This is a genomic window from Pseudomonas sp. UBA7500 (genome assembly GCF_002478435.1).
Classification (GTDB): Bacteria; Pseudomonadota; Gammaproteobacteria; order Pseudomonadales; family Pseudomonadaceae; genus Aquipseudomonas; species Aquipseudomonas palmensis.
This window is the reverse complement of sequence record NZ_DLNW01000002.1, coordinates 111,362-130,689: the sequence shown is the minus strand read 5'-3', so window position 1 is coordinate 130,689 and position 19,328 is coordinate 111,362. Positions and strand designations below refer to the sequence as shown.

Annotated in this window: 19 protein-coding genes; 9 read left to right on the top strand and 10 right to left on the bottom strand. The window is 66.8% G+C overall.

The features are described 5' to 3' along the window. Window positions 1-35: 35 nt before the first annotated feature. From hemL to B4I46_RS02045, 3 genes are read right to left on the bottom strand one after another with little or no spacing between them, the layout of a single operon-like run. Window positions 36-1,316 carry a glutamate-1-semialdehyde 2,1-aminomutase gene (hemL, locus tag B4I46_RS02055; RefSeq protein ID WP_286898424.1) on the bottom strand — a complete coding sequence of 427 codons (1,281 nt, stop codon included), beginning with the start codon at window positions 1,314-1,316 and terminating at the stop codon, window positions 36-38. Between the two features lie 11 nt (window positions 1,317-1,327). Continuing rightward, window positions 1,328-1,954 carry a thiamine phosphate synthase gene (thiE, locus tag B4I46_RS02050; protein ID WP_043863883.1) on the bottom strand — a complete coding sequence of 209 codons (627 nt, stop codon included), beginning with the start codon at window positions 1,952-1,954 and terminating at the stop codon, window positions 1,328-1,330. Between the two features lie 23 nt (window positions 1,955-1,977). Beyond that, window positions 1,978-2,775, bottom strand: coding sequence for a hydroxymethylpyrimidine/phosphomethylpyrimidine kinase (locus tag B4I46_RS02045; protein WP_054916370.1), 798 nt, complete (start codon window positions 2,773-2,775; stop codon window positions 1,978-1,980). A gap of 261 nt (window positions 2,776-3,036) precedes the next feature. Between B4I46_RS02045 and B4I46_RS02040 the strand changes: the two genes are divergently transcribed. From B4I46_RS02040 to B4I46_RS02025, 4 genes are all read left to right on the top strand, one after another. After that, window positions 3,037-5,025 carry a sensor histidine kinase gene (locus B4I46_RS02040; protein ID WP_054916371.1) on the top strand — a complete coding sequence of 663 codons (1,989 nt, stop codon included), beginning with the start codon at window positions 3,037-3,039 and terminating at the stop codon, window positions 5,023-5,025. 74 nt (window positions 5,026-5,099) lie between these two features. Continuing rightward, the gene (locus tag B4I46_RS02035; RefSeq protein WP_043863882.1) at window positions 5,100-6,752 is read left to right on the top strand and encodes an acyl-CoA dehydrogenase family protein; all 1,653 of its coding nucleotides are present in this window, start codon (window positions 5,100-5,102) and stop codon (window positions 6,750-6,752) included. Between the two features lie 69 nt (window positions 6,753-6,821). Continuing rightward, window positions 6,822-8,294 (top strand): AMP nucleosidase, encoded by a 1,473-nt coding sequence (gene amn / locus B4I46_RS02030; protein ID WP_043863881.1) that lies wholly within the window; start codon window positions 6,822-6,824, stop codon window positions 8,292-8,294. Between the two features lie 6 nt (window positions 8,295-8,300). Further along, window positions 8,301-8,930, top strand: coding sequence for a pseudouridine synthase (locus B4I46_RS02025; protein WP_286898420.1), 630 nt, complete (start codon window positions 8,301-8,303; stop codon window positions 8,928-8,930). Here the strand turns inward: B4I46_RS02025 and B4I46_RS02020 are convergent. Continuing rightward, complete coding sequence (locus B4I46_RS02020) at window positions 8,927-9,130, bottom strand: DUF2788 domain-containing protein (RefSeq protein ID WP_043863879.1); 204 nt, start codon at window positions 9,128-9,130, stop codon at window positions 8,927-8,929. The genes B4I46_RS02025 and B4I46_RS02020 overlap by 4 nt on opposite strands. Window positions 9,131-9,185: 55 nt before the next feature. Continuing rightward, window positions 9,186-9,662 (bottom strand): Lrp/AsnC family transcriptional regulator, encoded by a 477-nt coding sequence (locus B4I46_RS02015; protein ID WP_043863878.1) that lies wholly within the window; start codon window positions 9,660-9,662, stop codon window positions 9,186-9,188. 400 nt (window positions 9,663-10,062) lie between these two features. On the opposite strand from B4I46_RS02015, the gene B4I46_RS02010 reads away from it, so the two are divergent. After that, on the top strand, window positions 10,063-10,860 hold the full coding sequence (locus B4I46_RS02010) for a DUF6515 family protein (RefSeq protein ID WP_286898417.1): 798 nt from the start codon (window positions 10,063-10,065) through the stop codon (window positions 10,858-10,860). Window positions 10,861-10,950: 90 nt separating this feature from the next. Here B4I46_RS02010 and B4I46_RS02005 read toward each other — a convergent pair whose 3' ends face one another. Next, window positions 10,951-11,823: a cation diffusion facilitator family transporter gene (locus B4I46_RS02005; RefSeq protein ID WP_058540584.1), complete on the bottom strand. Its 873-nt coding sequence runs from the start codon at window positions 11,821-11,823 to the stop codon at window positions 10,951-10,953. Between the two features lie 21 nt (window positions 11,824-11,844). After that, on the bottom strand, window positions 11,845-12,264 hold the full coding sequence (locus B4I46_RS02000) for a hypothetical protein (protein WP_043863875.1): 420 nt from the start codon (window positions 12,262-12,264) through the stop codon (window positions 11,845-11,847). 118 nt (window positions 12,265-12,382) lie between these two features. On the opposite strand from B4I46_RS02000, the gene hrpB reads away from it, so the two are divergent. Then, the gene (hrpB, locus tag B4I46_RS01995) at window positions 12,383-14,908 is read left to right on the top strand and encodes an ATP-dependent helicase HrpB (protein WP_286898414.1); all 2,526 of its coding nucleotides are present in this window, start codon (window positions 12,383-12,385) and stop codon (window positions 14,906-14,908) included. A gap of 3 nt (window positions 14,909-14,911) precedes the next feature. On the opposite strand, the gene B4I46_RS01990 is transcribed toward hrpB, so the two are convergent. Further along, complete coding sequence (locus tag B4I46_RS01990) at window positions 14,912-15,991, bottom strand: endonuclease/exonuclease/phosphatase family protein (protein ID WP_286898412.1); 1,080 nt, start codon at window positions 15,989-15,991, stop codon at window positions 14,912-14,914. A gap of 63 nt (window positions 15,992-16,054) precedes the next feature. Next, window positions 16,055-16,729 (bottom strand): hypothetical protein, encoded by a 675-nt coding sequence (locus B4I46_RS01985; protein WP_043863873.1) that lies wholly within the window; start codon window positions 16,727-16,729, stop codon window positions 16,055-16,057. A 152-nt stretch (window positions 16,730-16,881) separates the two neighbouring features. On the opposite strand from B4I46_RS01985, the gene B4I46_RS01980 reads away from it, so the two are divergent. The 3 genes from B4I46_RS01980 to B4I46_RS01970 all read left to right on the top strand — a co-directional run bounded on the left by B4I46_RS01980 (window position 16,882) and on the right by B4I46_RS01970 (window position 18,837). Further along, window positions 16,882-17,637, top strand: coding sequence for a DUF2076 domain-containing protein (locus tag B4I46_RS01980; protein WP_286898410.1), 756 nt, complete (start codon window positions 16,882-16,884; stop codon window positions 17,635-17,637). A 96-nt stretch (window positions 17,638-17,733) separates the two neighbouring features. Further along, on the top strand, window positions 17,734-18,213 hold the full coding sequence (locus B4I46_RS01975; protein WP_043863871.1) for an NYN domain-containing protein: 480 nt from the start codon (window positions 17,734-17,736) through the stop codon (window positions 18,211-18,213). 18 nt (window positions 18,214-18,231) lie between these two features. Then, entirely contained in the window at window positions 18,232-18,837 is a 606-nt protein-coding gene (locus B4I46_RS01970; protein ID WP_253086433.1) for a 3'-5' exonuclease, read from the top strand. Here the strand turns inward: B4I46_RS01970 and B4I46_RS01965 are convergent. Beyond that, window positions 18,834-19,292 carry an Lrp/AsnC family transcriptional regulator gene (locus tag B4I46_RS01965; RefSeq protein ID WP_043863869.1) on the bottom strand — a complete coding sequence of 153 codons (459 nt, stop codon included), beginning with the start codon at window positions 19,290-19,292 and terminating at the stop codon, window positions 18,834-18,836. The two genes, B4I46_RS01970 and B4I46_RS01965, sit on opposite strands and share 4 nt — an antisense overlap. Window positions 19,293-19,328 lie beyond the last annotated feature (36 nt).

The following is a 19,328-nucleotide window of genomic DNA, read 5'->3' as shown; positions in this document are numbered from 1 at the left end:
AACCTGCAGGGGCCGGCCTGGCCGGCGAAGCGGTTTCACAGCTTGGCGAAGGCCCGCTCGGCGGCATCCAGGGTGATCTTCAGCTCGGTCTCGCCGTGGGCGATGGAGGTGAAGCCGGCTTCGAATGCGCTCGGCGCCAGGTACACGCCGCCTTCGAGCATCAGGTGGAAGAAGCGCTTGAAGCGCTCGGCATCGCTGGCCATCACGTCGTCGAAGGTGACGATGTCGTCGGCGCCGCTGAAGTACAGGCCGAACATGCCACCGGCCTGGGTGGTGACGAACGGCACGCTGGCCGCATCGGCGCGCTGCTGCAGGCCATCGAGCAGGCGGCTGGTGAAGGCGCTCAGCTCGTCATGGAAGCCCGGACGGCTGATCAGCTTGAGGGTGGTCAGGCCCGCGGCCATGGCCAGCGGGTTGCCCGACAGGGTGCCGGCCTGGTACACCGGGCCCAGCGGCGCGATCTGCTCCATGATGTGGCGCTTGCCGCCGAAGCAGCCCACTGGCATGCCGCCACCGACGATCTTGCCGAAGGTCGACAGGTCCGGGGTCACCCCGTAGTGCGCCTGGGCGCCGCCCAGGGCCACGCGGAAACCGGTCATCACTTCGTCGAAGATCAGCACCACGCTGTGCTGGTCGCACAGGCTGCGCAGGCCTTCGAGGAAGCCCGGCGCCGGTGGCACGCAGTTCATGTTGCCGGCCACCGGCTCGACGATGATGCACGCCACGTCCTGGCCGACTTCACCGAGCATCTTCGCTACCGCGTCGATATCGTTGAACGGCAGGGTCAGGGTGTGCTTGGCGAACGCCGCCGGCACGCCGGCCGAGCTTGGCACGCCCTGGGTCAGCAGGCCGGAGCCGGCCTTGACCAGCAGGCTGTCGGAGTGGCCGTGGTAGCAGCCTTCGAACTTGATGATGCTGTCGCGACCGGTGAAGCCACGGGCCAGGCGGATCGCGCTCATGGTCGCTTCGGTGCCGGAGCTGACCATGCGCACCATTTCCATCGACGGCACGATCGAGCAGACCAGGTCGGCCATCTCGGTTTCCATCGCGGTCGGGGCGCCATAGGACAGGCCGTGGGCCAGTTGCTTGCGCACCGACTCCAGCACGTCCGGGTGGCTGTGGCCGAGGATCATCGGGCCCCACGAGCCGACGTAGTCGACATAGCGCTTGTCGTCTTCGTCAGTGACATAGGCGCCTTCGGCGTGCTTGAAGAACAGCGGCGTGCCGCCCACGCTCTTGAACGCACGCACGGGCGAGTTCACGCCACCGGGGATGTGCTTCTGGGCATTGGCAAACAGGGTTTCGGAACGAGACATGTCGGGCTCTCTCAGGCAGATGCGAACAGGGCGTTGAAGGCGCGGGCGCGGCGAGTGACCTCGGCCGTGCTGTCGGCGCCGAACAGGCCGTGAATCACCGCCAGCAGGTCGGCGCCATGGGCGACCAGCGGTGCGGCGTTGTCCAGGGTGATGCCGCCGATCACGGCAATCGGCAATTTGATGCGGCCACGGGCGTCCTCCAGCAGCTGCACGTTGCAGGCCGGGGCGCCGGGTTTGGTGACCGAGTTGAAGAAGCGGCCGAAGGCGACATAGTCGGCGCCTTCGCGGGCCGCCTGCTCGGCCAGGTCGAGCTGGGCGTGACAGGTGGCGCCGATGATCGCGCTGCGCCCCAGCAGGGTGCGCGCCGGGGTCAGCGGGCCGTCGGTCTGGCCCAGGTGCACGCCGACGTCCAGGCGCGCGGCCAGCTCGGCGTCGTCATTGATGATCAGGCGGGTGTTGTAGCGCTCGCACAGGGCCTTGAGCGCTTCGGCCTCGCCCAGGCGACGTGCGTGGTCCTGGCTCTTGTCGCGGTATTGCAGCAGGGTCACGCCACCTTCGAGGGCCGCTTCGACGTAGGCAAGAAAGCGGCCAGCCAACAGTTGGCTGTCGGTGATGGCATACAAACCACGTAACTTCATCGTGCAGGCCTCGGGGCGGTCGGTCAGGAACAGAAATCCAGGGGCAGGCGGCGTGGCACGTACTGGCCCTGGCCGAGTTTTTCGGCGTCACGCAGGGTGCGCCAGGTGTAGTCCAGCGCCGAGCGTACCGCGCTGTGCAACTGCTCGCCCAGGGCCAGGCGTCCGGCCAGGGCGCTGGCCAGGGTGCAGCCCGAGCCATGGTAGTCGCCCGGCAGGCGCTGGCAGGTCCAGGTGTGGTGCTCGCCGTCGCGGCTGTACAGGCGGTTGTGAATTTCGTGTTCGTCGCCGTGGCCGCCGGTGATCAGCAGGTGCTTGACGAATGGCAGCAGTTTTTCGGCGCATTCATCGGCACTGCCTTCGGGCAGTTCGGCCAGGATGCGGGCCTCGGGCAGGTTGGGCGTGGCAATGGTGGCCAGCGGCAGCAGGCGTTCGCGCATGGCGTAGCCGACCTCGTCCTTGCCCAGGCGACCACCGCCACCGGCGCGCAGCACCGGGTCGCACACCAGCGGCAGGTGCGGGTGGGCGCTGAGCAGTTCGACGATGGTGTCGACCATGGCCAGCGAGCCAAGCATGCCAAGCTTCACCGCCGCGACGGTCGAGTCGGTCAGCACGGCATTGGCCTGGGCCAGCACCCACTCGCGGTCGAGCACGCGGAAGTCACTGACATTGACGGTATTCTGCACGGTCAGGGCGGTGACGGCCGGGGCGGCGTGACAACCTTGAGCGATCAGGGCTTCGATATCTGCCTGCAAGCCGGCGCCGCCACTGGGGTCGTGGCCGGAGAGACAGAGGACAACGGGGCGGGAGCTGTAGGTATTCATGGTGCGCGAGCTTACCACCAAACGCTTTTGGCGGGTCTTCCAGGCAGGCGGTGTTTTTGATCGACAGGTCAGATTGCTTCTCTGATATAGGCTGAAAGCCGCGAGATAGAGCCTCTGAATTGAATTGAAACAACACCGCTGGAAGCGCCGGGAACCTATGCTAGAGTGCTCGCCAATCGATAACAGGTACTGTCGGATTTCGTCGCCTCAAACGGACAGGAGGCCAACGCGACGCGACTGCACATACCACGCCGGGGCTGTATGCGTAATTTGCTGACTTTCTTGCTGTGCTGTTTGCCACTGTTGGCCAGCGCTGCCGATTTCGACGACACCACCCGGCAGTTGCCGCTGGGCCGCCTGATGCAGGTGTATGAAGACCCCGATGGCAGCGCCAGCATCGCCCAGGTGAGCTCGCCGGATTTCGCCAGCCGGTTCGAGCCGCACCAGGCCGACGTGCTCAACGCCGGCTATTCGACCTCGGTCTTCTGGATCAGGCTCGACCTGCGCTACACCGCCACGGCCCAGGCCGCGCCACGTCACTGGCTGCTGGAACTGGCCTACCCGCCACTCGATTACCTGGAGCTCTACCTGCCCGATGCCGCCGGGCACTACTACTTGGCGCAGCGCACCGGGGATGCCTTGCCCTACGCCAGCCGCCAGATCCGCCAGAACAACTACCTGTTCAATCTGCCGTTCGCCCCCGGCCAGGCGACCACTTTGTACCTGCGCCTGCACAGCGAGGGTTCGGTACAGGCGCCGCTGACGTTGTGGTCGAGCGATGCGTACCTGGAGGCGCAGCCCACGCGGCTGTATGTGCTGGGGCTGATCTACGGCGTGCTGCTGGGGATGCTGGTGTACAACCTGTTCATCTTCATCAGTGTGCGCGACAGGAGCTACCTCTACTACATCCTTTACATCGCCTCGTTCGGCCTGTACCAGGTCTCGGTCAATGGCGCCGGGGTGGCGTACTTCTGGCCGGACCACCCGTGGTGGGCCAACGCCGCCACCCCGTTGTTCATCGGCGCCGCGGGCCTGTTCGGTTGCCAGTTCGCGCGCAGTTTCCTGCAGATGGCCAGCCACAGCCGCGCCTTCGACCGCTTCCTGCAGGGGCTGATGGCCTGTTCGGTGCTGGTGATGGTGATGTCGCTGGCGCAGGACTACGGGATCGCCCTGCGCCTGGCTACCGCGCTGGCGCTGCTGTTCACGGTGAGCATCTTCGCCGCCGGGCTGTTTGCCTGGTGGCGCGGCATGCGCGTGGCACGCTACTTCATCATCGCCTGGTCGGCCTTTTTGCTCGGCGGGCTGGTCAACACCCTGATGGTGCTGGGCTACCTGCCCAATGTGTTCCTGACCATGTATGCCAGCCAGATCGGTTCGGCGCTGGAGGTGGGGCTGTTGTCGCTGGCCCTGGCCGACCGCATCAACAGCATGCGCGAAGAACAGGCGCGTACGCTGCGCGAGGCCGGGCTGACCCTGGAGCAGGCCAACCTGCAGCTGGCGCGCAGCAATCGCCTCAAGGACGAGTTCCTGGCCACCGTCACCCATGAGCTGCGCACCCCCATGAACGGTGTGATCGGCTCGCTGGAACTGATGCAGATGGCCACCAGCGAGCAGGAGCGTACCCCCTACCAGCACACCGCCAACGCTGCCGCGCAGAACATGATGCGCATGGTCGACGACATCCTGATTCTCACCGAGCTCAAGGCCGGTCGCCTGCAGGTGCAGACCGAGCTGTTCAGCGTGCATGGGTTGCTTCACGAACTGCGCGTGCGCTTTCTGCCCAAGGCCCAGGAAAAGGGCCTGTTCTTCAACCTGGATCCGGGCATGGATCTGCCGGACGTGATCCACGGCGACCGGCGCAAGCTGGCCATGTGCCTGAGCTACCTGCTCGACAACGGGCTCAAGTTCACCCATCGCGGCGGCGTGCTGCTCAAGGTGCGGGCCACGCCCATGGGCGTCGATCAGGCGAGCCTGACCTTCAGTGTGCGCGACAGCGGTATCGGCTTTCACTGCCTGGACGAGGCAGCGCCCTACCAGCGTTTCTTCCAGGTCGATGGGTCGATGACCCGCGAGTACGGCGGCCTGGGCATTGGCCTGTCGATCTGTCGCAAGTTGGCGCTGTTGATCGACGCACAGCTGAGCCATCAGTCGAGCCCGGGCGAGGGCAGTTGCTTCGAACTGACCCTGACGGCCCGGGTGCCCAGCGGGTTTTCCGGGGCGCCCAGATCGGGGCAAATCGCGGCTGATTAGGCGTTTTTGTCACTTTGAGCCGGGGGCGGGGCGTGATTCACTGGGGTCACGTCCGGATCTGCCAGGAGCCCCCGATGAACCTGCACCAGTACGCCGAAACCCACGAAGTCACCAACCAGCCGCCCAGCCTCGACGGCGCCAATCTGTATCGCCTCGACCTGCCGCTGCAGCAATGGTCGCGCCATTACGGCGCGGGCTGGGCCGAGTCGCGCATCGATGCCTACGGCGCGCTGGCCGGTGGGCCGCTGATGGCCGCAGGCTTTCTGGCCAATCAGAACAAGCCGCAGTTCAGCAGCCATGACCGTTATGGGCATCGGATCGATCTGGTGGAGTTTCACCCGGCCTACCATGAGCTGATGCGGACTGCCATCGAGCATGGCCTGCCCTCGCTGCCCTGGGCCGAGCCGCGTGCCGGCGCGCATGTCGCCCGTGCCTCGATGACCTACCTGCACAGCCAGGCCGAAGCCGGTAGCGGCTGCCCGCTGACCATGACCTTTGCCGCGGTGCCGGCGCTCAGGCTGCAACCGGACCTGGCCGAGTACTGGGTACCCAAGGTGCTGGCCACCGCCTACGACCCGCGCAATGTCGGCGACCGGCACAAGGTGGGGGTTACGCTGGGCATGGCCATGACCGAGAAGCAGGGCGGTACCGATGTGCGTGCCAATACCACCCGGGCCTACCCGGTGGGCGCGCCGGGGCCGGGCCAGGCCTACGAGCTGGTGGGCCACAAGTGGTTCTGTTCGGCACCGATGTGCGACGCGTTCCTGACCCTGGCACAGACCGACAAGGGCCTGAGCTGCTTTTTGCTGCCGCGCCATCGCCCGGACGACACGCGCAACCAGTTCTATATCCAGCGCCTGAAGAACAAGCTGGGCAACTGTTCGAACGCGTCCAGCGAGGTGGAGTTTCGCGGCGCCCTGGCCTGGATGATCGGCGAGGAAGGCCGTGGCGTGCCAACCATCATCGAGATGGTGGCCATGACCCGATTCGACTGCATGGTCGGCTCCAGCGCGCTGATGCGCCAGGCCCTGACCCAGGCCGCGCACCACTGCGCCCACCGCACGGTCGGGGGCCGGGTGCTGGCCGAGCAGCCATTGATGCAGAACGTGCTCGCCGACCTGGCTCTGGAAAGCGAGGCGGCGCTGGCCCTGAGCCTGCGCATGGGGCATGCGCTGGACCAGCCCGACGACCCGCACCAGGCGCGCTTTGCGCGGCTGATGACGGCGGTGGGCAAGTACTGGATCTGCAAGCGCGCGCCGGCCATGATCAACGAGGCCGCCGAATGCATGGGCGGCGCCGGTTATGTGGAAGAGAGCATCCTGCCCCGGCTGTACCGCGAGGCCCCGGTCAACTCGACCTGGGAAGGCTCGGGCAACGTTCAGTGCCTGGACGTGTTGCGTGCCCTGTCCAAGGAGCCCGGTGTACTGGACACGCTGTTTGCGGAGCTGGGCGATGGCCATGGCGACCCGCGTCTGGCCGCACACATCGGCAACCTCAAGGCGGCCTTCGCCGATACCGGCGACATCCAGTACCGCGCCCGCCAGCTCACCGAGGACATCGCCCTGGCGGTGCAGGCCAAGCTGTTGCTGGAGGCCGGCAATGCGGCGGTCAGTGACGCCTTCATCGGCAGCCGGCTGTCCGGCAGCGGCCGGGTCTACGGCACGTTGCCGCGCGGGGCGGACGTGGCGGCGCTGGTGCAGCGGGCCACACCGAACTGGCCGCTCTAACGTGCGTGCCTTTGCCGGCGGATATAGGCAAGATGGGCCCATGCATGTCAGACAGACAGGAAGTACATTGTGAGCCGTACCGATGAAACCTTCGTTGTCGTGGAAACCGCCGAGCAAGCCGTCGACCAGTTGGCCGCCTTGCACGAATCCGCCACCGCCGCACTGAGCCAGGCGCTCAAGCGCTACCTCAAGGACCGCACCGAGCCCAATGCGGCCGAGCGCGCGCAGTTTCGCTACCCCGAACTGCGCCTGACCTACCAGTATCAGGGTGACGTACCGGTGATCACCCGGGCCTACGCCAAGGTTCAGTTGCCGGGCACCTACAGCATCACCGTGACTCAGCCGGCGGCGTTTCGCGGCTACCTGCTGGAGCAGCTCGGGCCCTTGATGCGCGACTTTACCGTGACGGTCGAAGTGGGCCTGAGCGAGCAGAACATTCCCTACCCCTATGTGGTCGAGCAGGGCGATGAACTGGCCGGTACCGGCATCACCGCTGCGGCGCTGGCGCGGGTGTTCCCCAGCACCGACCTGTCGGCGGCCACCGACGGCATCGCCGACGGGCTGTACGACTGGGCCAACGTCGACCCGCTGCCGCTGGCGCTGTTCGACGCGGCGCGGGTCGATTTCTCGCTGCGCCGACTGGTGCATTACACCGGCAGTGACTGGCGGCATGTGCAGCCGTGGATCCTGCTCACCAACTACCACCGCTATGTCGACCAGTTCATCACCCACGGCCTGGAGCAACTGCGCCAAGACCCGCGCTTCGTGCGCATGGTGCTGCCGGGCAACGTGGTGATCGAAAAGGCCATGGACAATGGCGAAGCCCAGGCGCTGGTGGCCGGGGTGGTGTGGCACCGCTACCAGATGCCGGCGTATCACCTGATTGCTGCCGACGGCCATGGCATCACCCTGGTCAATATCGGCGTGGGCCCGTCCAACGCCAAGAACATCACCGACCATCTGGCGGTGCTGCGCCCGCACTGCTGGCTGATGATCGGCCACTGTGGCGGCCTGCGCCAATCCCAGACCATCGGCGACTACGTGCTGGCCCACGCCTACATGCGCCGCGACGGCATCCTTGACCGTGTGCTGCCGCCCAATATCCCGATCCCGGCCCTGGCCGAGGTGCAGCTGGCGTTGCAGGAAGCGGCGGCGCAGGTGACCGGCGAACGTGGCGACGAACTGAAAAAGCGCCTGCGCACCGGCACCGTGCTGACCTACGACGACCGCAACTGGGAGCTGCGCTGGGCCCAGGAGCGCCCATTGATCAACCTGTCGCGGGCTGTGGCAGTGGACATGGAAAGCGGCACCATCGCCGCCCAGGGCTACCGCCTGCGCGTGCCCTACGGCACCTTGCTGTGCGTGTCCGACAAGCCGCTGCACAGCGAGATCAAGCTGCCGGGGGCGGCCAACGCCTTCTACAACCGGGCGGTCAGCCAGCACCTGAAGATAGGTATTGCGGCGCTCGACCTGCTGCGCACCGAACTGAACTCGCTGCACTCGCGTAAACTGCGCAGTTTCGACGAGCCGCCGTTCCGCTGAGGCCCCATGCCGTTACCCCCCCGTTCCAAGCCGCGGCCCGCCGCGGCCAAACCCGCCGGCCCGCGTCGCCAGGCCAAGGCGCCGCCGGCCGCGCCGCGTCTGCTCCTGTTCAACAAGCCCTTCGACGTGCTGACCCAGTTCAGCGACGGGGAGGGCCGCGCCACCCTCAAGGACTTCATCGATGTACCGGGCGTATACCCGGCCGGGCGTCTGGACCGCGACAGCGAAGGGTTGTTGCTGCTGACCAATGACGGCCAGTTGCAGGCGCGCATTGCCGACCCCAGGCACAAGTTGCCCAAGACGTACTGGGTACAGGTGGAGGGCGAGCCGACCGAGGAGCAGCTGCAGCGTTTGCGCGAGGGGGTGCAACTGAATGACGGCATGACCTTGCCGGCCCAGGCGCGTCATCTGGAAGAGCCGCAACTGTGGCCGCGCAACCCGCCGGTACGCTTTCGCAAGAGCGTGCCGACCGCCTGGCTGGAGTTGGTGATCAAGGAAGGGCGCAACCGCCAGGTGCGACGCATGACCGCGGCGGTAGGCTTGCCGACCCTGCGCCTGGTGCGCGTGCGGATCGGCGACTGGAGCCTGGATGGGCTGGACCAGGGCTGCTGGCGCGAGGTGCCGGCGCGGTGCTAGACGCCTTCGATGAAGCCGATGACCACGCTCTTGATGACGAAGGCGAGAATGCCCAGGCCCAGCACGAAAAACAGGATGAAGGTGCCGAACTTGCCAGCCTTGGATTTTTTCGCCAGGTCCCAGACGATGAAACCCATGAAACCAATCAGGATGGTGACCAGGATGGTCATCATCCATTCTTCGAACAACGCAGGATCCATCGATCTTCTCCGCCAGGTTGAAGCGCGCGATTATACGCCCGGCCCGCAGCGCTGACTAACGCAGGTGCGTAAGGGGCAGCTCGGTGCTGGCCAGCACCTGGTTGAGCACGAAGCTCGAACGCACGCTGGTGACGCCTTCGATGCGGGTCAGGTGGCCGAGCAGCAGCTTCTGGTAGTGGTCCATGTCCGGCACCACTACCTTGAGCTGGTAGTCGGCATCCATGCCGGTGACCAGGCTGCACTCGAGCACCTGGGGCAGGCTGCGGATGGCGGCCTCGAAGGTTTCGAAGCGCTCGGGGGTGTGTCGGTCCATGCCGATCAGCACGTAGGCGGTGAGGCTCAGGCCCAGCTTCTTGCGGTCGAGCAGGGCGACCTGGCGCGAGATGTAGCCATCGTCCTCCAGTTGCTTGACCCGCCGCGAGCAGGGCGAGGGCGACAGGCCGATCCGTTCGGCCAGTTCCTGGTTGGAGATGCGCGCATCGCGCTGCAGTTCGGCAAGAATGCTCAGGTCGTATCGGTCGAGCTTGCTCATGAATGAAGCCTTTTCTGTTTCGATTGCTGCGGATTATCAATCCTTAGTTAAAAATTGCGCAAGTAATGTTTTGTTGAGCAATTTTCGCAATCCTCTGTCGCGGCGCTTGCATATGATGGTCAACAGAATCACTGCCCGGACACATGTCCACAGCGGCGGCCCCAATCAGGGGCGCTGCGGCCAGCAACCCCACCGGGTTGTGCTCGGCCCCCGGGCTGCACACTGTTCACAAGACAGCGTGAGGTGAGCCGGCGTCACAAGCGCCGAGCACGGACGAAAATCTCGAAGGGTGGCCTCAGGGTCACCCTTTTTTAATGTCCGCAATTTCATCTGGCGCCTGCTGGCGCGTGGCAGGCGGCCTGATAGAGTAGGCCATGAATGCCAGCGGGAGAGAAACAGCATGAAGTCGCGCATCTGGCAGTTGGCAGGTGTTGGTCTGCTTTGCCTGAGCCTGGGCGCACAGGCCCAGGACGAGCGTCGCGGACCACAGCAAGACCCCAATGGCGGCGAGCGCCCGCCTGCGTCCTCGCCGCTCAACGCGCGCCCGGACGAGGTCCGCCAGACCCAGCCGCCACGCCAGGGGTACTATCAGGACGTGCCGCGGCGCAATGACGCCAATCAGCACTGGCAGGCCGGCGGGCCGGGGCAGCGCCCTGGTGAAGGGCACGGCAATGGCTGGGGCCCCGGGCCTCAGTATCGGCCGGGGCACACCATAGACCGCTTCCCGGAACCGTACCGGCGCGTGCCGTATCGTGGCAGTGACTACTACTATTCCGGTGGCTACTGGTATCGCCCGCAGGGGCCGCATTACGTGGTGGTGGCGCCGCCTTACGGGGTACGGGTGAACTACCTGCCCGACTATGCGCGGCAGGTGTGGGTGGGCAGTGCGCTGTTCTTTCTGGCTGCAGGCACCTATTACCAGTACCTGGACGACAGCCGCGACTATGTGGTGGTAAGCCCGCCGGTGGCTGCGGCGCCGGCGCCACCGGGCAATGGCTATGACGTGATTGCCTACCCGGCCAACGGGCAGTCGCCACAGCAGATCGATCAGGACCGCTACCAGTGTCACCGCTGGGCGGTGCAGCAGACCGGGTTCGACCCGGCATCGGCGACCTACGCGCCTACGGCGCAGGTGGCGGACACCTATCGGCGGGCGCTGGGGGCATGTTTGAGCGGGCGCGGTTACAGCGTCAACTGAAGCGCAACAGCTTCGCCGGCAAGGCCGGCTCCTACACGCACAGCGAGAATCCCGTAGGCGCCGGCCTTGCCGGCGAAAGGGGCTGCTGTGTCACTCCACCGGGTCGGCATGCACCAGCACTTCGGCCTTGGGGTACTCCCGGCGGATCGCCGCCGCTGCCGCATCGCACAGCACGTGGGCCTCGGTCAGCGTCAAGGTGCCCGGCAGCTCCAGGTCCACCTGCACGAACCAGCGGTTGCCCGACACCCGGGTGCGCAGGTCATGCGCGCCCTGCACGCCAGGCACCGCGCACACCAGTGTCATCATCTGCTCGCTCACCTCGCCGGGCAGCTCCTTGTCCATCAGGATCGCCGAGCTTTCACGGGCGATCTGCAAGGCACTCCATAGAATGTACAGCGCGATGCCCAGCCCAAAGTACGCATCCACCTGTGGCCAGCCGAACCGCGCCAGCACCAGCGCGACCAGGATGCTGGCATTGAGCAGCAGGTCGGAGCGGTAGTGCAGCGAGTCGGCGCGCACGGCGGTCGAGCCGGTGAGGCGCACCACCCTGGCCTGCACCATCAGCAAGGCGACGGTCAGCCCCAGCGACAGCAGCATCACGGCAATGCCCACCGTGGCATCACCCAGCGGCGTGGGGTTTTTCAGGCGTTCGACCGCCTGTACGCCGATCAGTACCGCACTCACCCCGATGAACAGCGCCTGGGCCATGCCGGCCAGTGCCTCGGCCTTGCCGTGCCCGTAGCGATGATCGTCATCGGCCGGGCGCAGGGCATAGCGCACCGCCAGCAGGTTGAGGAACGAGGCCACGCCGTCGAGCATAGAGTCGGTCAGGCCGGCCAGCAGGCTGACCGAGCCGCTGAGCCACCAGGCCACCGCCTTGCTCACGATCAGGATGCTGGCGACCCCGAGCGAGGCATTGGTCGCCAGGCGCAGCAGGCGGGCGTGTTCGGCGCTGGTGTTCATCGGTCGTCCTTGTGCGGGCGGTCAGGCGGCGGGCTTGAGGCCGTACATCGCCAGTTGTTCAACGCTGCCCTTGTGCTGGATCAGGCGCGGGTCGTTCAGCGGCAGGCGCTGGCCCAGTTCGCTCTCCAGGATGGCCTGCAGGCGCACCTTGTCGACCTTGCCATCGGCAGCGATGGCCTTGTTCAGCGTGTGCGGGTCGACCTGGGCGGTCTTGCCGCCTGGCAGGTAGATGGCACCGGTGGCAAAGTCGACGCCGAAGGCGATCAGCCCGGGGATCACGTAGAACAGGATACCGATGGCATCCAGCGCCACGATCACCGGATCGACCTTGCCTTCGATCTGGCCGCGACGGTCGGGGAAGAACAGGGTGCCGCAAGCCGTCAGCTGGGTCAGCAGGGCAGCAACCACGGCACCGCCGATAAGGCGTGAAGGAATACGCATGTGAATCTCCGCAAAGTAGGCCGCACCGCTACCGGCGAAATGCCGGAGGGTGCAGCTAAGACCATGATAAGGCAGGCTCGGTTCGCCGTTATACTCGGCCGATTGTTCGAGGGCTACCATGAATTCATTACCGATCGATGCCGTGCTGCCGGCCTTGCGCACCGCCTTGCAGCAGCGCCACGAAGCCGTGCTCGAGGCACCGCCGGGCGCCGGCAAGACCACCCGCGTGCCACTGGCCCTGCTCGATGAGCCGTGGCTGGCCGGCCAGCGCATCCTGATGCTCGAACCGCGCCGGCTGGCTGCCCGCGCGGCAGCCGAGCGGCTGGCCAGCGAACTGGGCGAGGCGGTGGGCGAAACCGTCGGTTACCGCATTCGCCTGGACAGCAAGGTCGGCCCGCGCACCCGCATCGAAGTGGTCACCGAAGGCATCCTCACCCGGCGCCTGCAGGACGACCCGGCGCTGGACGGGGTGGGCCTGTTGATCTTCGACGAATTTCACGAGCGCAGCCTGGATGCCGACCTGGCCCTGGCCCTGAGCCTCAACGGCCGCGAGCTGCTGCGTGACGAGCCGCCGCTGAAGATCCTGCTGATGTCCGCCACGCTGGAAGGGCAGCGCCTGTCCGCGTTGCTCGACGACGCCCCGGTAATCAGCAGCGAGGGGCGCATGTATCCGGTGCAGATGCGCTGGGGGCGGCCGTTCCAGCCCGGCGAGTTCGTCGAGCCGCGGGTGGTCGACACGGTGTTGCAGGCGCTGGCCGACGAGCCGGGCAGCCTGCTGGTGTTCCTGCCAGGCCAGGCCGAGATCCGCCGTGTGCACCAGGCCTTGCAGGAGGCCCTGGGTGAGCGGCGCGAGATCCTGCTGTGCCCGCTGCACGGTGAACTCGATCTCGCGGCCCAGCGCGCCGCCATCGAGGCGCCGGCCGCGGGCCTGCGCAAGGTGGTGCTGGCGACCAACATCGCCGAAACCAGCCTGACCATCGACGGCGTGCGGGTGGTGATCGACGCCGGGCTGGCGCGGGTGCCGCGTTTTGACCCCGGCAGCGGCATGACCCGCCTCGATACCCAGCGCATCTCGCGCGCCAGCGCCACCCAGCGGGCCGGGCGCGCCGGACGGCTGGAACCGGGCGTGTGCTATCGGCTGTGGTCCGAGGCCCAGCATGACCAACTGGCTGCCTACGGCAGCGCCGAGATCCTGCAGGCCGACCTTGCCGGGCTGGCCCTGCAATTGACCCGCTGGGGCGTGGCCCCGGCGCAGCTGTGCTGGCTCGACCTGCCACCGGCGGCGGCCTATGCCCAGGCCCAGGACCTGCTGGTGCGCCTGGGGGCGCTGAGGCCGGGGCAGTTGCTGGCGCTGACCGAGCATGGTCAGGCCATGGCCGAGTTGCCGGCACACCCGCGCATCGCACACCTGCTTTTGCGCGGCCAGGACCTTGGCCTGGCCCAGATGGCCTGCGATGTGGCGGCACTGCTGGGCGAGCGCGACATTCTGCGCGGGGCGGGCGCCGACCTGCACAGCCGGCTGGCCCTGCTCAGTGGCGAAACCCGTGCAGCCCGAGGTGGGCAAGGCGGGGTGCAGCGGGCGCGACAACTGTCCCGCCAGTACCGCAGCTACCTGCGCGGCAAGGCCGGCGCGGCCGTGGCCGACCCCGAGCATTCCCGCTGGCTCGGTGCCCTGCTGGCGCTGGCCTATCCCGACCGGGTCGCCCAGCAGCGCCGTGCCGGCGGCGCCGAGTACCGGTTGGCCAACGGGCGTGCGGCGCTGTTCGGTGAGGCCGACGCGCTGATGAAGCAACCCTGGCTGGTGATCGCCGACCTCGGCAGCCGCCAGGGGCAGCGCGAAGAGCGCATCTACCTGGCGGCCGAATTCGACCCGGCGCTGTTCGACGAAGTGCTCGCCGAGCAGGTGCGCCGCGTGGATCAACTGGATTGGGACGAGCGTGAGAACGTGCTGCGTGCCGAGCGCCAGCGCAAGGTCGGCGAACTGGTGCTCAGCCGCGAGCCGCTGACCGGGCTGGGCGAGGATGCGCGTGCGCGGGCGCTGCTTGACCTGGTGCGGCGCAAGGGCCTGGAGCTGCTGCCCTGGACCCCGGAACTGCGCCAGTGGCAGGCGCGGGTGGCGCTGTTGCGCGGGCTGGATGTTGTGGCGGCAGGCCAGAGCGAATGGCCGGACCTGAGCGACGCGGCCTTGCTGGCCAGCCTTGAGCACTGGCTGCAACCCTACCTGGGCAAGGTCACCCGGCTCAGTCATTTTGCCCAGCTCGACCTGTCGTCCATCCTGCGCAACCTGCTGCCCTGGCCGCTGCCGCAGCGCCTGGACGAATGGGCGCCGGTGCACATCGGCGTGCCCTCGGGTTCCAACATCCGCCTGGACTACAGCGAGACGCCGCCGATTCTGGCGGTGCGCTTGCAGGAACTGTTCGGCCTGGCCGAAACCCCGCGCATCGCCCAGGGCCGCCAGCAGGTGTTGCTGCACCTGCTGTCACCGGCACGGCGCCCGGTGCAGGTGACCCAGGACCTGGCCAATTTCTGGCGCAGCACCTACGCCGAAGTGAAGAAGGACCTCAAGGGCCGCTACCCCAAGCACTACTGGCCGGACGACCCGCTGGTGGCCGAAGCCACCGCGCGGGCCAAACCGCGCAAGTAGCCGCTAGGGCGGCGTCGGCAACAGCAGGCGCGCGCTCAGCGGCAGGTGATCGGAAATCTGCAGGGTGTCCTGCTGCAGCACCCGGGCGCTCAGGCGCTGCAGCTTGGGGCTGTGGAACAGGTAGTCCAGGGTGCGGTCCGGGCCGTTCAGGCGCGGGTCGTTGGGGTAGTGGGTCAGCCAGGCGCTGCGCTCGGCGCCACCGGCTTCGGCGTTGCTGGGGATCATCGGATACTTGTCCCACAGCAAGTGCAGGTCGCTGTCGGCGCCATAGTGCTGGCGCTGCTCGGGGGTGAGCCGGCGGTACTGGCCCAGCGGCAGCAGGTTGAAGTCACCACCGATCAGCCACGGCGTGCCCTGGCTTTCCAGCTTGTCGAGCAGCGCGCCGAGCTGGCGCACCTGCTGGCGCTGGATATCGCTGCCGGGAACGAAGGGCGCCAGGTGCGTGTTGAGCACCGCCAGCGAGCCGCCATCACGCAGCGGCAGGTAGCTGGCCAGCACCGCCTGTTGCGGCTGCAGCAGGCGGCTCAGGGCGTTGTCGGGGGCCGAGGGCAGGGCCAGGCGTTCGGCCTGCTGGATGGGGTAGCGGCTCAGGGTCGCCAGGCCGCGGCCGACGCTGCCGAACACATGCCGGTCGGGCACGAAGTCCGCCTTCCAGTCGTAGGCCTGCACTGCACAGGGGTAGAGGTCGGCCAGACGCTCGCGCAGCAGGGCCAGCTGGTCCTGGTAGGCGCTGGCCTTGGCGTTGGTGTCCAGTTCCTGCAACAGCACGATGTCGGGGTTGTCGGCGCGGATCACCCGCGCCACCTCGTCGAGGTTGAACGCCAGGTCCTGTTCGGTAGGGCGGGTGTCACTGCCCCGGCCTTCGTCATACCAGAACACGTAGCCCTTGCCGGCCAGGTACTGGATGTTCCAGCTCATGACCTTGAGCATCTGGCCCGGCACCAGCGGCGTGGCCGTGCCACGGCAGGCCACCGGCAGGGCCTCGCGCGGCTCGGGTTGCCAGCTCAGGTGACTGGCCAGCAGCCACAGCAGGGCAAGTATCAGCAGCAGGGTCAGCAGGGCATTGCGCAGTAGTCGGATCATCGGCTCGGCTTGGCGTCGCAGGTGAACCCGCAGCATACCCGAGCCGTTCGTCGCCTGCTTGGTTCAGCTCGGGTCGCGGGCCAGCGGCGGCTCGGTGACCAGCATGAACATGCGAAAGCTCACCAGGGTGCTGAACAGGGTGAGGAAGCCGTTGAAGCTGCCCACCAGCAGTTCCAGCCACAGCTCGGGCTCTTCGCCGATCAGGCTGCGGGTCAGCGCATCGATCAGCCACAACGGGATCATGGCCACGATCATGCACACCAGGATCTGCCAGAAGTGGCCCTTGCACAGCTCGAAGCTCTGACGCATGGCCGGCAGCGGTTGCAGGCCGCGCAGCACCAGCAGGTACTCGGCGAACACCAGGTTGACCATCACCCAGATGCCCGGAAGGATGAACAGCGCGCAGCCGGCCACGATCAGCAGCAGGCAGACGATCATCAGCAGCGCGAACGAGGGCCACAGGCGCAGCGACATGGCCAGCAGGTCGCGCTTGCGCGGCTCTTCACCCTGGCTGCGGGCGTCCAGGTAGAGGATCAGTGCGCCGCTGTAGAGCGGGTAGAACACCAGGCCCAGCAGCATGCCGTAGGCCAGGGTACGGGTCTGGCTGCCGAACTGTGCATAGATCGCCTGGGCCAGCAGCGTTTCGATGACGATCAGCGGCAGGCACAGCTTGGCGATGCTCAGCAGGTGGCGGCGGAAGAAATACAAGGAGTCTTGCAGAACGCTAAGCGGATTCATCAGTCGATATCGCAGTGACAGAGCAGGCCGCTACTTTAGCCCAGCGGTCGAACCTGAACAAAGTTTCATGCCGCGGGCCGATTGAATCGCCCATGCTGGAACCCCATCTAGTGCTCACCTGTAATCCCCCGGCTATCCAGTGAGGTCGCCCCATGAACCACGAAGAACAAACCTTGATCGACGGCCTGTTCGGCCGCCTCAAGCAAGCCGAGAGCGAAGGCGCACCGCGTGATGCCCAGGCCCAGGCGCGCATTGCCGAGCACCTGCAGCAACAGCCGTCGGCCCCTTACTACATGGCCCAGGCGATTCTGGTGCAGGAGGCCGCGCTCAAGCGCCTCGATGAACAGAACAGGCAATTGCAGGCCGATCTGAACCAGGCCCGCGCACAGGTGGCGGCCACTGCGCCGAGCAGCGGCGGCTTCCTGTCGAGCATCTTCGGCGGGGGGGCACGGCAACCCGAGCCGCAGCCGCAGCGCGCGGCCCAGCCGGCCCCGGCACCTGCCACCAGTGGTGGTGGCTGGCGTGAACCGGCCAGCGGCTTTGGCGGGCCAGGCGTGGCCCCTCAGCAGCAGGGTTTCAACGCCGCGCCCCAGGCCGCACCGGCCCGCGGCGGCGCCAGCAGCTTTCTGGGCGGTGCACTGCAGACCGCCGCCGGTGTGGCAGGCGGGGGGATGCTGGCGCAGGGCATCAGCAGCCTGTTCGGCCATCATTCGTCGCAGCCCCAGGAAGTCACCGAGATCATCAACGAAGCGCCGGCACCAGCCAGCGACAGCGGTTGGGGCGGCAACGACGAACAGCGCCTGACCGCCGACAACGGTGGCTACGGCAATGATCAGGGCGGCTTCATGGACACCGACTACGGTGACGATGGCGGCGGCTTCTTTTCGGACGACGACTCCTTCGTCTGAGCCGCGCACATACCCGTACTGCCGTCAGGCTGGCATACTGGGCGCCGAAACGGCCCCGGTATGCGGGGCCGGCACCTGGCGTGACGAGGAAGTGCGGTGAAGAAGATTGCGGTGTTCGCCGATGTCCAGAACCTCTACTACACCGTGCGCCAGGCCTATGGTTGTCATTTCAACTACGCCGCCTTCTGGGCGCACGTCAGCCAGGACGGCGAGATCGTCGAGGCGGTGGCCTATGCTATCGACCGCGGCGACAGCAAGCAGCAGCAGTTTCAGCAGATCCTGCGCAACCTCGGTTTCACGGTCAAACTCAAACCCTATATCCAGCGCAGCGACGGCTCGGCCAAGGGCGACTGGGACGTGGGCATCACCCTGGACGTGATCGACGCCGCCTCGCGGGTCGACGAAGTGGTGCTGGCCTCCGGCGATGGCGATTTCGACCTGCTGCTGGAACGGGTGATCAACCGTCATGGCGCCGAAGCGGTGGCCTATGGCGTACCGGGGCTCACCGCCAACTCGCTGATTCGCGCCGCCACCCGCTATGTGCCCATCGAAGGCGCACTTCTGCTCAAGCACTGAGAGCTACCCGAGGTTTTTGTGGAACGTATTGCGGTCATCGACTTTGAAACCACCGGCATCTCGCCGGGTGCCTACTGCCGCGCCACCGAAGTGGCGGTGGTGATGCTCGAACGCGGGCGCATTGTCGATCGCTACCAGAGCCTGATGAATGCCGGCGTGCCGGTACCGGCCTTTGTCGCCGGGCTGACCGGCATCACTACCGCCATGCTGCGCGGTGCGCCGGCCAATGCGCAGGTGATGAACGAGGTGGCCGAGTTCGTCGGCAGCACGCCCTTGCTGGCGCACAACGCCTCGTTCGACCAGAAGTTCTGGGACTACGAACTGAGCCTGATCGGACGCTCGCGGGTGCAGTCGTTCGCCTGTTCGATGCTGCTCTCGCGGCGCCTGCTGCCGGCTGCGCCGAACCACAAGCTCGGCACCCTGACGCGCTGGGCCGGGCTGCCCGACACCGGCACCGCTCACCGGGCCATGGCCGATGCCGAGATGGCCGCCAACCTGGCCCAGCACCTGGCCGGCGAACTGCGCCAGCGCCACGGTATCAGCGAGGTGTCGCACCCGCTGTTCTGCAGCCTGCAGAAGGTCCCGGCAGCCAAGGTTGCCGAAACCCTCAAGCGCTACCGCTAGGCTTTCTTGCCGTTGCTGTCGAGCTGGCCGAGCGGCACCCGTCGCTCTACCGCGCTGGACAGGATGATCGAGGTCTTGCTGAACCCGAACTGCGCCACGTGGTTGATCAGCTCTTCGAGTTCCGGCATCGAGCCGACCGCCGCCTGCATGATCACGCACGGATCACCGGTGACCCGGTGGCACTCGGTGATCTGCGGGATACGCGCCAGGTCCTCATAGGTCTGCTGGTTGCCGTGGCTGGCCAGGCGCAGCTCGATCACGCACTGGATCGGCAAGCCGATCCGGCTCATGTCGACCTTGGCCTGGTAGCCGGTGATGACCCCGCTGGCCTCGAGCTTGGCCACTCGCTCGGCCACTGCCGGGGCCGACAGGTTGACCTTGCGCGCCAGTTCGGCGAAGGAGGCGCGGCCGTTGTCGAGCAAGGCGGCGAGGAGCATGCGATCGTACTTGTCCATGGGGCGTGGGTACCAGGTGTTGAAACGATGGCGAAA

Coding starts and splice junctions, on each gene's coding strand:
- hrpB (WP_286898414.1), top strand. CDS start 12,383: ATGAATTCATTACCGATCGATGCCGTGCTGCCGGCCTTGCGCACCGCC.
- B4I46_RS02040 (WP_054916371.1), top strand. CDS start 3,037: ATGCGTAATTTGCTGACTTTCTTGCTGTGCTGTTTGCCACTGTTGGCC.
- B4I46_RS02020 (WP_043863879.1), bottom strand. CDS start 9,130: ATGGATCCTGCGTTGTTCGAAGAATGGATGATGACCATCCTGGTCACC.
- B4I46_RS02035 (WP_043863882.1), top strand. CDS start 5,100: ATGAACCTGCACCAGTACGCCGAAACCCACGAAGTCACCAACCAGCCG.
- B4I46_RS01980 (WP_286898410.1), top strand. CDS start 16,882: ATGAACCACGAAGAACAAACCTTGATCGACGGCCTGTTCGGCCGCCTC.
- B4I46_RS02045 (WP_054916370.1), bottom strand. CDS start 2,775: ATGAATACCTACAGCTCCCGCCCCGTTGTCCTCTGTCTCTCCGGCCAC.
- B4I46_RS02000 (WP_043863875.1), bottom strand. CDS start 12,264: ATGCGTATTCCTTCACGCCTTATCGGCGGTGCCGTGGTTGCTGCCCTG.
- B4I46_RS01990 (WP_286898412.1), bottom strand. CDS start 15,991: ATGATCCGACTACTGCGCAATGCCCTGCTGACCCTGCTGCTGATACTT.
- thiE (WP_043863883.1), bottom strand. CDS start 1,954: ATGAAGTTACGTGGTTTGTATGCCATCACCGACAGCCAACTGTTGGCT.
- B4I46_RS01965 (WP_043863869.1), bottom strand. CDS start 19,292: ATGGACAAGTACGATCGCATGCTCCTCGCCGCCTTGCTCGACAACGGC.
- B4I46_RS02005 (WP_058540584.1), bottom strand. CDS start 11,823: ATGAACACCAGCGCCGAACACGCCCGCCTGCTGCGCCTGGCGACCAAT.
- B4I46_RS02025 (WP_286898420.1), top strand. CDS start 8,301: ATGCCGTTACCCCCCCGTTCCAAGCCGCGGCCCGCCGCGGCCAAACCC.
- B4I46_RS02015 (WP_043863878.1), bottom strand. CDS start 9,662: ATGAGCAAGCTCGACCGATACGACCTGAGCATTCTTGCCGAACTGCAG.
- hemL (WP_286898424.1), bottom strand. CDS start 1,316: ATGTCTCGTTCCGAAACCCTGTTTGCCAATGCCCAGAAGCACATCCCC.
- B4I46_RS01985 (WP_043863873.1), bottom strand. CDS start 16,729: ATGAATCCGCTTAGCGTTCTGCAAGACTCCTTGTATTTCTTCCGCCGC.
- B4I46_RS02010 (WP_286898417.1), top strand. CDS start 10,063: ATGAAGTCGCGCATCTGGCAGTTGGCAGGTGTTGGTCTGCTTTGCCTG.